We start from the raw sequence: 13,134 nt of genomic DNA on the forward strand, positions 1-13,134 counted from the left end.
ACTGCTGATTAAAGGATTAAAAATAAAGTACGCGCTGTAGTTCACTAAAACTTGTGATCCCTTGTTTGAGTTTTTCTATGCCCGACATTTGTAACGTGCTCATACCATTTGCGATGGCGAGTTTTTCTAGTTCATGCACTGATGCGCCTTTTATAAGCGCTTCGGAAAGAAATTCATCAAAGCGCATCACTTCATAAATCCCCGTTCGGCCGGAATAACCATGGGTACACTCATTGCATCCATCGGGATTGGCTTTAAAAATGTTGTCGCTTGTTTGAATTCCGAGATGTTGTAGCTGAACGGTAAGCTCTTGTGATTGTTTGCAGTGTGAGCACAGTTTACGGGCCAAGCGCTGGGCAATAATCAAACTAAGAGAGGAGGCCAAGTTAAAGCTTTCTACGCCCATGTTTGATAAACGAATAACCGTTTCAGCCGCAGAATTGGTATGTAAGGTTGAAAGTACTAAGTGACCGGTTTGCGATGCTTTTATGGCTATTTCCGCAGTGTCTAAGTCACGAATCTCACCGACCATTACTACATCGGGGTCTTGACGTAAGAAAGAGCGCAGGGCTTCGGCAAAACCAAAACCAATCTTAGGCTGAACTTGAACTTGGTTAATGCCCGATAAGTTAATTTCTACTGGGTCTTCTGCCGTGGAAATGTTGATTTCTGGTTTATTGAGAATACTCAGCCCAGTGTACAGAGAAACGGTTTTACCGCTCCCGGTTGGGCCTGTCATCAGAATCATGCCTTGTGGGCGACGCAGCGCATCCAAGTACAATTTTTTTTGTTGTTCGCTATAACCAAGCTTGTCGATATCCAGTGACGCAGAGCTGCTGTCGAGCAGTCGTAGTACAATTTTCTCTCCGAATAGAGTAGGTAGCGTGGATACACGCATATCAATTGCGGTGTCTTGATTCAACTTGAGCTTAATACGCCCGTCTTGTGGTAAACGTCGCTCTGCAATATCAAGCTTAGAGAGGATTTTGATACGAGCGGATAAGCGGCGACTTAAGTGGCTTGGTGGCTGCTGTGTTTCAATTAAGATGCCATCACAGCGTAGGCGCACGCGGTACATCTTTTCATAAGGCTCAAAGTGGATATCGGATGCGCCTTTGCGCACAGCGTCCAGCAGAATTTGGTTTATGTAACGGCTGACGGGTGACTCGTCTTGGCTCAAGTCTTCAATGTTGTCGATTTCATCTGCGCCCACATCAACCAGGTTGGCTAACTCTTCTTGGTTGATCTCTTTTAACCCGGACTTCTCATGACTCAATGAACGACCATATAAGCGTCGAATTGCCGCGCTGAGTTGACGAAAATCCGCCAACACCATTTCAATCTGTAAACCAGTGGCAAAGCGAAAATCGTCTTCTGCTTGTTGGTTCGTGGGGTCGGCAACGGCGAGTAATAACGTTGAAGTCGTACGGTGGAGTGGGAGTGCGTTATGCCGTGTGATTAATTCCCTAAGGCCAAGTTGCTGACAAAGCGAAGCGTACTCGTACTGAGATAACTCGGGCTGATTTAATCCAAAAATAGAATTTAAATGTTCAGTGAGTTCGCGTGATGTAAATAACCCTGAACTGAGCAAAGCCTCCGGCATCGAAATGCCAGAAGCTTTGACTTGCTCTATTAACGATTCTTCTTGGGAAAATGTTAGTAACCCGGCCTGGCGAAGAACCGTGGAGAGATTGGTTAGCATTAGTTACCAGAACAATCAATGCTGCGCCCAGGGGTTGTACAACCAGTACCAGCAAGTGTCCACTGAACAACGCCGCTACCAATATTCGGTGTTAACGTTAGTGTTAGCTCGGTACCTGCGCCATCAACACCTGTAGTGGTCATGGCAATAACGCCATCGTTCACAGTTAATTGGTCCACATAAGCAATGGTCGCACCAGCGTCATTTGCTGCAATTGCTGCTGGGATGTCATTGGCGGCGTTGTTGCAACCGTTAAGCTGGCCACGCTCTTGAGCACACATGGCAATGGCTGTTTTAAAGCCACTGATCCCTGCTGCTGCGCCCGCAACACGAGTTCGTTGTGTGTAGTCTGAGTAGGCAGGCACGGCAAATGCAGCCAAAATACCGATAATCGCCACCACAATCATCAATTCAATCAGGGTGAAACCCTGTTGTTTTTTATGTTTACTGTTTTTCATTTTTAACCCTTTCTTAAAAATTAATAATGCTCTTGCATTAGCGAAAGATTATGGAGAGTTAAGGTGGGTTGAAAATGGGGAAGGGATGGGCTCTCGAGTGAGATAAAACTCTTTGGTGAAAAGTTGCATATCGCATGCAGAGTTTTGCGAGTAGTACTATTTTTTGAGTGGATAAAAAGAAAGGGCCAATTGGCCCTTTTTAATGATGAATCACTCACAACTAACTGAGTTAGTTAAAGTAATTGAGATTGTGTTTCTTTTATTATTTGAAGCGCATCGAAAGATCCATCGCTTTTAGATGCTTAGTCAACGCGCCTACCGAAATGTAATCGACACCGGTTTCTGCGTATTCTGCGATGGTCTCTAGCGTAATGTTCCCTGAGTTCTCTAAAGCGGCACGACCTGCGTTAATCGCTACGGCTTCACGCATCATTTCTTTCGTGAAGTTATCTAGCATGATGATGTTGGCACCGGCGTCTATCGCTTGTTTCAACTCTTCTAAGCTTTCCGTTTCTACTTCTACTGGCTTGCCTGGGTTAAGCTCTTTCGCTTTTTGGATGGCTTGAGTGATGCCACCACAAGCAATAATGTGGTTTTCTTTAATAAGGTAAGCATCGAACACGCCGATGCGATGGTTAAAGCCACCACCACACGTCACGGCGTATTTTAGTGCGCTACGCAGACCAGGAATGGTTTTACGTGTGTCTAGTAGACGACACTCAGTATGCGCGATTTTTTCAGCGTACTCTGCGGTAACTGTTGCGCAGCCAGACAGCGTTTGGATGAAGTTCATTGCGTTACGCTCACCAGTCAACAAGTCACGAGCAGGGCCTGTCAGCGTGCAAAGGGTTTGGTTAGGTTCGACTTTATCGCCGTCCTTTACGTGCCATTCAATACTGACCTTACCACCGAGCTGCTTAAAAACTTCATCAGCCCATGCTTGACCACAGAACACACCATGCTCACGAGTAATAATCGTTGCGGTATTAACCGCCTCGGCAGGGATCAAAGATGCAGTAATGTCGTTATCTGCGTCGACATTGCCACCTAGATCTTCTTTTAAGGTATCAGCGACAGAGCGAGTGATCTCTAAAGGGAGTTGTTGTTTAAGGTATTCTAGGCGTTCTTGAATGTTGTGTGTGTTCTTCATCGCAAATCTTGTCTTGAAAGGGAGATGGCAACGAATGATACTCTCCGGTGTCAATAATTTCAGCAGTTAATTTGCAAAGTAGAGAGGTTGATATGCGCCCAATTATCGAGAATGGCTGGCTGACACAGGCAAAGCATGTTCCGTCACCATTTTTTGATGCTCGCTCTGATATAAACGACATCTCTCTGCTGGTGGTACACAACATCAGTTTGCCTCCTGGGCAGTTTGGTGGACCATATATAGAGGACTTCTTCACTGGCAAGCTAGACCCAAACGCACATCCATTTTTTGAAGTTATTCACAAAATGGGCGTTTCTGCACATTGCTTGATTAAGAGAAACGGCGAGGTTGTTCAATTTGTTTCTTTTCTCGATAGAGCATGGCATGCCGGTCAATCCAGTTTCGCGGGCAGGGAGCGTTGTAATGACTATTCCATTGGTATCGAGCTTGAAGGGACAGAATTTACTGCCTACACAGATGCGCAATATCAATCACTTGCAGAGATCACTGAGGTGATTATGCAGTCTTATCCCCACATCACCCTGCCACGAATTACCGGTCATCAATATATTGCGCCCTTGAGAAAAAGCGATCCTGGTCTAAGCTTTGATTGGGTGAAATATAGACAGCTTATACAGCGTTGATTTGTAGCGAAAGTGTAAATTCAAAAAAGCGAAATAAATAAGGCATACGATCAGGTATGCCTTTTTTTGATACCAGAAATATTAATGATTGTTAAAAGTTAACTACATTTTTACGCTCGTATACGCCGTTTTGGTGAAGAAATAGACTGATAATTTTGTCATTTTCTGTATTTCTTTTCCAAAATTGCTAGCACGTCGACTTCCCATTTGTATGCTTTATGTAATTGGTCATACCAATTCTATTGCTGTTTTAACAGTCGATTGTTATCAGAGTGTTGGAAGTAAGCTCGTTCTATGATTTAGGTCAATTTTCGGCTGGACAGTGGCGTTTTAATTATGTTAATTTCTGCACCAACTTAAAATTGGTATTACCAATTACCTGCAAGAGTAGAAGAACAATAAATTATGGCTTATCAAAGGATTCGTCAGCCAAAACTCTCTGATGTTATAGAACAAGAGTTAGAAAGGTTGATAGTGGAAGGAACATTGTCTCCGGGGCAACAACTGCCTCCAGAGCGTGAACTGGCAAGACAGTTCGATGTGTCTCGTCCTTCAGTCCGAGAAGCCATTCAACGCTTAGAAGCGAAGCGTTTGTTGACTCGTCGCCAAGGTGGCGGAACATTCGTAAGTGAGAATATCTGGAAGAGCTTTTCAGATCCCTTGTTGAATTTGTTGTCTAGTCATTCTGAAACCCAGCTTGATGTGCTTGAGTCTCGTCATGCAATGGAAGGAATTTCAGCTTACTTTGCAGCTTTACGTGGTACCGAAGAAGATTTTGCGCGTATTCAAGGTTGCCTTGAGCGCATTAGCCAAGAGCAAGCAAACAACGATATCGAAGCTGAATCTGCGGAAGTGATGCAATTTTTGATCGCTTTGACAGAAGCCGCGCACAACGTGGTTTTGTTGCACATTGTTCGAAGCTTAGCACCTTTGCTTGAGCAAAATATTCTACAAAATTTTAAATTACTACGTCGCCGCCCAGAAGCGGTCGAGAAAGTCAGTAAACACCGAGCCAATATCGTGGATGCGATTGTTTCTGGTCAGCCTGAAAAGGCGCGAGAAATGTCCCACTCGCACTTGGCTTACATCGAAGAAACATTGTTGGATTTGACTCGAGAAGAGTCTCGACGAGAGCGTTCTCTACGTCGAATTCAGCAGGGTAATGACTCGTAAGAGCGTTACTTAAATAAGTAGATCCAACCAACAGAAGGATAGATCGCCATGTCTGATATGAAGCATGACGTAGATGCACTGGAAACTCAAGAATGGCTACAAGCGCTTGAGTCAGTTGTACGTGAAGAAGGTCTAGAGCGTGCTCAATTCCTATTAGAGCAAGTTCTAGATAAAGCACGTCTAGACGGTGTTGATATGCCAACAGGTATCACAACTAACTACATCAACACGATTCCTGCAGACCAAGAACCAGCATACCCAGGTGACACAACACTTGAGCGTCGTATTCGCTCAATTATTCGTTGGAACGCTATCATGATCGTTCTACGTGCATCTAAGAAAGACCTAGAGCTAGGCGGCCACATGGCGTCTTTCCAGTCTTCTGCTGCGTTCTACGAGACATGTTTCAACCACTTCTTCCGTGCGCCAAACGAGAAGGACGGTGGCGACCTAGTTTACTACCAAGGTCACATTTCACCAGGTATCTACTCACGTGCATTCGTTGAAGGTCGTCTAACTGAAGAGCAGCTAGACAACTTCCGTCAAGAAGTAGACGGCAAAGGTATTCCTTCATACCCGCACCCTAAACTGATGCCTGAATTCTGGCAGTTCCCGACAGTATCGATGGGCCTAGGTCCAATCGCTTCTATCTACCAAGCTCGTTTCCTTAAGTACCTAGAAGGCCGTGGTCTTAAAGATACTTCAGAGCAGCGCGTTTACGCGTTCCTAGGTGACGGTGAGATGGATGAGCCAGAATCACGTGGTGCTATCTCTTTCGCTGCGCGTGAGAAACTAGACAACCTATGTTTCCTAATCAACTGTAACCTACAGCGTCTAGATGGCCCTGTAATGGGTAACGGTAAGATCATTCAAGAACTTGAAGGTCTGTTCAAAGGTGCTGGTTGGAACGTAGTGAAGGTAATCTGGGGTAACAACTGGGATTCACTACTAGCTAAAGATACTTCTGGTAAGCTTCTACAGCTTATGAACGAAACGATCGATGGCGACTACCAAACATTCAAATCTAAAGATGGCGCGTACGTACGTGAGCACTTCTTTGGTAAATATCCAGAGACAGCGGCACTTGTTGCTGACATGACTGATGACGAAATCTTCGCACTTAAGCGTGGTGGTCACGAGTCTTCTAAGCTATACGCGGCATACAAAAACGCGGCAGAAACTAAAGGTCGTCCAACAGTAATCCTAGCTAAGACTGTTAAAGGTTACGGCATGGGTGAAGCGGCTGAAGGTAAGAACATCGCGCACCAAGTTAAGAAGATGGACATGACTCACGTACTACACCTACGTGATCGTCTAGGTCTTCAAGACATCCTAACTGACGAAGCTGTGAAAGAACTTCCGTACCTGAAACTTGAAGAAGGTTCAAAAGAGTACGAATACCTACACGCTCGTCGTAAAGCGCTACACGGCTACACACCACAGCGTCTACCAAAATTCACTCAAGAATTCATCGTTCCTGAGCTAGAAGAATTCAAGCCACTACTAGAAGAACAGAAGCGTGATATCTCTTCTACTATGGCATTCGTACGTGCACTAAACGTTCTACTTAAGAACAAGAACATTGGTAAGAACATCGTTCCTATCATTGCTGACGAAGCGCGTACATTCGGTATGGAAGGTCTGTTCCGTCAAATCGGTATCTACAACCCGCACGGTCAAACTTACACACCAGAAGACCGTGGCGTTGTCTCTTACTACAAAGAAGCGACTTCAGGTCAGGTTCTACAAGAAGGTATCAACGAGCTAGGTGCTATGTCTTCATGGGTTGCTGCTGCGACTTCATACTCGACAAACGACCTACCAATGATTCCGTTCTACATCTACTACTCAATGTTCGGCTTCCAACGTGTTGGCGACATGGCGTGGATGGCTGGTGACCAACAAGCACGTGGTTTCCTACTAGGTGCAACTGCGGGTCGTACAACGTTGAACGGTGAAGGTCTACAGCACGAAGACGGCCACTCGCACATTTTGGCGGGTACGGTTCCTAACTGTATTTCTTACGACCCAACATTCGCGTACGAAGTAGCTGTAATCATGCAAGACGGTATCCGTCGCATGTACGGTCCAGAACAAGAAAACGTGTTCTACTACCTAACGCTAATGAACGAAAACTACGCAATGCCAGCAATGCCAGAAGGCGCTGAAGAAGGCATCCGTAAAGGTATCTACAAGCTAGAAACTTACACGGGCGACAAAGCGAAAGTTCAGCTGATGAGCTCTGGTACTATCATGAATGAAGTACGTAAAGCAGCTCAAATCCTAAGCGAAGATTACGGTGTTGCTTCTGATGTTTACTCTGTAACGTCATTCAACGAACTAACTCGCGATGGCCAAGATGCAGAGCGTTTCAACATGCTTCACCCAGAAGCGGAAGCGAAAGTACCTTACATCCAAACAGTAATGGGTACTGAGCCTGCTATCGCAGCAACTGACTACATGAAGAACTACGCAGAGCAGGTTCGTGCATACATTCCTGCTGAGTCTTTCAAAGTTCTTGGTACTGATGGCTTCGGTCGTTCAGACAGCCGTGAAAACCTACGTCGTCACTTCGAAGTGAACGCAGGTTACGTAGTAGTAGCAGCGCTAACTGAACTAGCGAAACGTGGCGAAGTTGAGAAATCTGTAGTTGCAGAAGCAATTAAGAAATTCGACATCGACACAGAGAAAACAAACCCGCTATACGCTTAATTAAGAAGGTAGATAAGAAATGGCAATCGAAATTAATGTACCAGACATCGGTGCGGATGAGGTTGAAGTTACTGAGATTCTTGTAAGCGTTGGCGACAAGGTTGAAGAAGAGCAGTCTCTGATCACAGTTGAAGGCGATAAAGCTTCTATGGAAGTTCCTGCTTCTCAAGCGGGTATCGTTAAAGAAATCAAAGTTGCAGAAGGCGACAAGGTTTCTACTGGTTCTCTAATCATGATTTTCGAAGCCGAGGGTGCAGCTGACGCTGCACCTGCTCCTGCGGCAGAAGCAGCTCCAGCAGCAGCTCCAGCTCCAGCAGCAGCGGCAGAACTAAAAGAAGTTCACGTACCAGACATCGGTGGTGATGAAGTAGAAGTTACTGAAATCATGGTTGCCGTTGGCGACAGCATCGAAGAAGAGCAATCTCTTCTAACTGTTGAAGGCGACAAAGCTTCTATGGAAGTTCCAGCGCCATTCGCAGGGACTCTAAAAGAGATCAAAGTTGCAGCTGGCGATAAAGTATCGACTGGCTCACTTATCATGGTATTCGAAACAGCAGGTTCAGGCGCTCCAGCAGCACCAGCGGCAGCTGAAGCTCCTGCGGTAGCAGCTCCAGCAGCGTCTGCGGCAAAAGAAGTGAACGTTCCAGATATCGGCGGCGACGAAGTTGAAGTTACTGAGATCATGGTTGCAGTTGGCGACACAGTGGAAGAAGAGCAATCTCTAATCACTGTTGAAGGTGACAAAGCTTCTATGGAAGTTCCTGCACCATTTGCTGGTACGGTTAAAGAAATCAAGATTGCAGCTGGCGACAAGGTGTCTACTGGCTCACTAATCATGGTATTCGAAGTGGCGGGCGCAGCACCTGCTCCTGCAGCAGCTCCAGCTCAAGCGGCAGCACCTGCAGCTCCGGCTCCTAAAGCAGAAGCTCCAGCGGCAGCAGCTCCAGCAGCGACTGGCGATTTCAAAGAAAACGATGAGTACGCTCACGCGTCTCCAGTTGTTCGTCGTCTAGCGCGTGAATTTGGCGTTAACCTTTCTAAGGTTAAAGGTTCTGGTCGTAAGAGCCGTATCCTAAAAGAAGACGTTCAAGCTTACGTGAAAGATGCACTTAAGCGTCTTGAGTCTGGCGCAGGTGCAGCAGCATCTGGTAAAGGCGACGGCGCGGCTCTTGGTCTACTACCATGGCCAAAAGTGGACTTCAGCAAGTTTGGTGAGACAGAAGTTCAACCGCTATCTCGCATTAAGAAGATCTCTGGTGCAAACCTACACCGTAACTGGGTAATGATCCCGCACGTTACACAGTGGGATAACGCAGACATCACGGCTCTTGAAGCATTCCGTAAAGAGCAAAACGCGATTGAAGCGAAGAAAGACACTGGCATGAAGATCACGCCACTTGTGTTCATCATGAAAGCGGTAGCTAAAGCGCTTGAAGCGTTCCCAGCGTTCAACTCTTCTCTATCAGAAGACGGAGAGAGCCTAATTCTGAAGAAATACGTGAATGTTGGTATCGCGGTAGATACACCAAACGGTCTAGTTGTTCCTGTATTTAAAGACGTGAACAAGAAAGGCATCTACGAGCTATCTGAAGAGCTAATGGCGGTTTCTAAGAAAGCACGTGCAGGTAAGCTAACTGCTGCTGACATGCAAGGTGGCTGTTTCACTATCTCTAGCCTAGGTGGTATCGGCGGTACGGCGTTTACTCCAATCGTAAACGCGCCAGAAGTTGGTATCCTAGGTGTGTCTAAGTCAGAAATGAAACCGGTATGGAACGGTAAAGAGTTTGAACCGCGTCTACAACTTCCACTGTCTCTATCATACGACCACCGTGTGATCGATGGTGCTGAAGGTGCGCGCTTCATCACTTACCTAAACTCATGTCTATCTGACATTCGTCGTCTAGTTCTGTAATAGAAATTAGATGAATGAGAGGCGGCAACTTAGCCGCCTCTGCTAATCATAATTACCGACAATTTGGTTATCAGCCTTGCTTCGTTCAGGGTTTTCACAATCGAATTGTTGTCTAGCTCACAGGCTAAATTGATTTACTTTTCACACCATTAACATCTCTGTAAACTGTTAGCGGTCTGAAAATAACTGTTTAAAACAAATCTCTCTTAAACATAAAAAATCGATACCCACTCAGCCTGTTAGGGATAATGACTACAAGAGGTCAAAATGAGCAAAGAAATTAAAGCCCAAGTTGTTGTACTTGGTTCTGGTCCTGCTGGTTACTCCGCTGCATTCCGTTGTGCGGACTTAGGTCTTGAAACTGTACTAGTTGAACGTTACAGCACGCTTGGCGGTGTATGTCTGAACGTGGGTTGTATCCCATCTAAAGCACTGCTTCACGTTTCTAAAGTAATTGAAGAAGCGAAAGCGATGGCTGACCACGGCGTTGTATTCGGTGAGCCTCAAACAGACATCAGCAAAATCCGCATCTGGAAAGAAAAAGTTGTTAACCAACTAACTGGCGGCCTAAGCGGCATGGCTAAGATGCGTAACGTTACAGTAGTTAACGGTTACGGTAAGTTCACTGGCCCTAACTCTATCCTTGTAGAAGGCGAAGGTGAGCCAACAGTTGTTAACTTTGACAACGCAATCGTTGCGGCTGGTTCTCGTCCAATCAAACTGCCATTTATCCCGCATGAAGACCCACGTATTTGGGACTCTACTGACGCTCTTGAACTAAAAGAAGTGCCAGAAAAACTGCTTATCATGGGTGGTGGTATCATCGGTCTAGAAATGGGTACGGTTTACCACTCTCTAGGTTCTAAAGTTGAAGTTGTTGAAATGTTTGACCAGGTAATTCCTGCAGCAGACAAAGATATCGTGAAAGTATTTACTAAGCGTATCAAAGACAAGTTCAAGCTAATGCTAGAAACGAAAGTAACAGCAGTTGAAGCAAAAGAAGACGGTATCTACGTTTCAATGGAAGGCAAGAAAGCGCCAGCTGAAGCTGAGCGTTACGATGCGGTTCTAGTTGCTATCGGTCGTGTACCAAATGGTAAGCTAATCGACGGTGAAAAAGCGGGTCTAGAAATTGACGAGCGTGGCTTCATCAACGTTGATAAGCAAATGCGTACTAACGTTCCTCACATCTTCGCGATCGGTGATATCGTTGGTCAACCAATGCTTGCTCACAAAGGTGTGCATGAAGGTCACGTAGCTGCTGAAGTTATCTCTGGTAAGAAGCACTACTTCGACCCTAAAGTTATCCCTTCAATTGCGTACACTGAGCCAGAAGTAGCTTGGGTTGGTAAGACTGAAAAAGAAGCGAAAGAAGAAGGCATCAAGTACGAAGTGGCGACATTCCCATGGGCAGCATCAGGTCGTGCAATCGCATCTGACTGTGCAGACGGTATGACTAAGCTAATCTTCGACAAAGAAACTCACCGCGTAATCGGTGGTGCTATCGTTGGTACTAACGGTGGTGAACTACTTGGTGAAATTGGCCTTGCAATTGAGATGGGCTGTGATGCAGAAGATATCGCTCTGACTATCCACGCTCACCCAACTCTACACGAGTCTGTAGGTCTAGCTGCTGAAGTATTTGAAGGTTCAATCACTGACCTGCCAAACAAAAAAGCAGTTAAGAAGAAGTAAGCTTTTTCTGACTGAATGATAGAAACCGCTGCATTGCAGCGGTTTTTTTATGTTTGTTAGGTAGGAATATAAACGTGTGCTCGGATGACAGCAGACAATAAAAAGCCCACCAAACGGTGGGCTGACATATATTGCGAGTTAAGCTTTAGTGTTCACGGTTGTAAATGCAAAGCATGTCTAAGTATGAACTAACAAGGTGCTTAAGTTCCGCTTCACTTTTTGCTCGGTTCGCTTGGACAAACAGTGAGTAACAAATACCGTGGAACAAGTTTGCCAAGTGTTCTGAATCGTGCTGGTCACACACTTCGCCACGTTCAATCGCTTTAATGAACATGTTTTGTACCAGCAACTGGTTAGTACGGTTAGTTGAAACAAACAATGGCCATACTTCATCACGTGTTGAAGCGCTCCACTCGAACCAAACTTTTAGCCAGTGACAATCTTGGCTGACAAGCTCGATCATCGCATTAGTAATATTGGCGATGTTTTCACGTGCGTGTAAGTCTAAGTCAATGTTATCCGATAGGAAGTTCGAGAACTGACGTACGACGTGGTTGAGTACTTCATCCACCAAGTCTTCACGAGTCGGGAAGTAGTTAAAAACGGTCGCCACAGAAACTTGAGCAATTTCTGCGATATCTGCATGACCACCACGACCGATGCCGCGGCGCGCAAACACTTCCAATGCGATTTCCATTAACTGTTGCTTACGCTTAATCGGGGAAAGCCTAGTTCTAGGTCTCTTTGCAATTGAGTCCATATCCATTTTCCTTGCCATTTGAGTTGATATTGGGGGTAACCCCCTAATTGATTATTTTAATAGTTGCTTAAAGCAGTGATGAGTGTAATGGTGCATATCAACAAGGTCAACATCTGTAGAACGATTTATATACAGTAATGTCATTATTATTGATAAAATTAGCTATGAACTTTATAAAACTAAGACCTTCTTCCAAGATTTTTTGGCAACAGGATGTGACTTTCAACCCAATGAACGTGGTGATACACTACACGCCGTAAGATTAGGTGATCGTTTGCGTGCGACTTACCTCAACCCACAAATTAGATTGAGCACAGTATGAAACATACAATAGAAGTCATGATTTCTGAGCAAGAAGTTCAGGAACGAGTTCGTGAATTAGGCAAACAAATTACAGAGCGTTATCAAGGTAGTGAAGATCTTGTGTTGGTAGGCTTATTGCGTGGCTCATTTGTATTTATGGCAGACTTGGCACGTGCTATCGAACTGACTCACCAAGTTGATTTTATGACTGCGTCAAGCTACGGCAACACAATGGAAAGTTCACGTGACGTTCGTATCTTGAAAGATTTGGATGATGACATCAAAGGCAAAGACATTTTGCTTGTTGAAGACATCATTGATACTGGTAACACACTAAATAAAATCCGTGAGATTCTTTCGCTGCGTGAACCGAAGTCTATCGCGATTTGTACACTCCTAGATAAGCCATCTCGTCGTGAAGTGAATGTTCCTGTGGATTGGATTGGTTTCGAAATCCCAGATGAGTTTGTCGTTGGTGTGGGTATTGATTACGCGCAGAAATACCGCCACTTACCATACATCGGTAAAGTTGTACCTCAAGAATAATCATTGAGAGCAGCATTAAAAATACAAAAAAAAACGCCCATATAAGATGGGCGTTTTTTGTTCAACTTTTAGATGTAGC

Annotated in this window: 10 protein-coding genes; 6 read left to right on the forward strand and 4 right to left on the reverse strand. The window is 45.2% G+C overall.

What is annotated here, in order from left to right:
• Positions 1 to 16: 16 nt before the first annotated feature.
• The 3 genes from pilB to nadC form a co-directional block, all read right to left on the reverse strand.
• Positions 17 to 1,702, reverse strand: a complete 1,686-nt coding sequence (gene pilB / locus NL645_RS09210) for a type IV-A pilus assembly ATPase PilB (RefSeq protein WP_253651606.1) — start codon at positions 1,700 to 1,702, stop codon at positions 17 to 19.
• Positions 1,702 to 2,160: a prepilin-type N-terminal cleavage/methylation domain-containing protein gene (locus NL645_RS09215; RefSeq protein WP_151515108.1), complete on the reverse strand. Its 459-nt coding sequence runs from the start codon at positions 2,158 to 2,160 to the stop codon at positions 1,702 to 1,704. Before NL645_RS09215 ends, pilB begins: the two co-directional genes overlap by 1 nt.
• 262 nt (positions 2,161 to 2,422) lie before the next feature.
• Positions 2,423 to 3,310 carry a carboxylating nicotinate-nucleotide diphosphorylase gene (nadC, locus tag NL645_RS09220; RefSeq protein ID WP_253651607.1) on the reverse strand — a complete coding sequence of 296 codons (888 nt, stop codon included), beginning with the start codon at positions 3,308 to 3,310 and terminating at the stop codon, positions 2,423 to 2,425.
• Between the two features lie 92 nt (positions 3,311 to 3,402).
• Here nadC and ampD point away from each other — a divergent pair, with 92 nt between their 5' ends.
• From ampD to lpdA, 5 genes are all read left to right on the forward strand, one after another.
• Positions 3,403 to 3,954, forward strand: coding sequence for a 1,6-anhydro-N-acetylmuramyl-L-alanine amidase AmpD (ampD, locus tag NL645_RS09225; RefSeq protein WP_012841421.1), 552 nt, complete (start codon positions 3,403 to 3,405; stop codon positions 3,952 to 3,954).
• 405 nt (positions 3,955 to 4,359) lie between these two features.
• Complete coding sequence (pdhR, locus tag NL645_RS09230; protein ID WP_005396680.1) at positions 4,360 to 5,127, forward strand: pyruvate dehydrogenase complex transcriptional repressor PdhR; 768 nt, start codon at positions 4,360 to 4,362, stop codon at positions 5,125 to 5,127.
• A gap of 48 nt (positions 5,128 to 5,175) precedes the next feature.
• The gene (aceE, locus tag NL645_RS09235) at positions 5,176 to 7,839 is read left to right on the forward strand and encodes a pyruvate dehydrogenase (acetyl-transferring), homodimeric type (protein WP_005396679.1); all 2,664 of its coding nucleotides are present in this window, start codon (positions 5,176 to 5,178) and stop codon (positions 7,837 to 7,839) included.
• 19 nt (positions 7,840 to 7,858) lie between these two features.
• Positions 7,859 to 9,751, forward strand: a complete 1,893-nt coding sequence (gene aceF / locus NL645_RS09240; protein ID WP_253651608.1) for a pyruvate dehydrogenase complex dihydrolipoyllysine-residue acetyltransferase — start codon at positions 7,859 to 7,861, stop codon at positions 9,749 to 9,751.
• Positions 9,752 to 10,018: 267 nt separating this feature from the next.
• Positions 10,019 to 11,446: a dihydrolipoyl dehydrogenase gene (lpdA, locus tag NL645_RS09245; RefSeq protein WP_005379993.1), complete on the forward strand. Its 1,428-nt coding sequence runs from the start codon at positions 10,019 to 10,021 to the stop codon at positions 11,444 to 11,446.
• 145 nt (positions 11,447 to 11,591) lie between these two features.
• Here lpdA and opaR read toward each other — a convergent pair whose 3' ends face one another.
• The gene (gene opaR, locus NL645_RS09250) at positions 11,592 to 12,206 is read right to left on the reverse strand and encodes a transcriptional regulator OpaR (RefSeq protein ID WP_031780576.1); all 615 of its coding nucleotides are present in this window, start codon (positions 12,204 to 12,206) and stop codon (positions 11,592 to 11,594) included.
• Between the two features lie 318 nt (positions 12,207 to 12,524).
• Here opaR and hpt point away from each other — a divergent pair, with 318 nt between their 5' ends.
• Complete coding sequence (gene hpt / locus NL645_RS09255) at positions 12,525 to 13,055, forward strand: hypoxanthine phosphoribosyltransferase (RefSeq protein ID WP_005379995.1); 531 nt, start codon at positions 12,525 to 12,527, stop codon at positions 13,053 to 13,055.
• The last annotated feature ends 79 nt before the right edge of the window (positions 13,056 to 13,134 follow it).

Origin of the sequence: Vibrio sp. Y51_MX_L26, assembly GCF_024181935.1 — a bacterium.
GTDB lineage: Bacteria > Pseudomonadota > Gammaproteobacteria > Enterobacterales > Vibrionaceae > Vibrio > Vibrio diabolicus.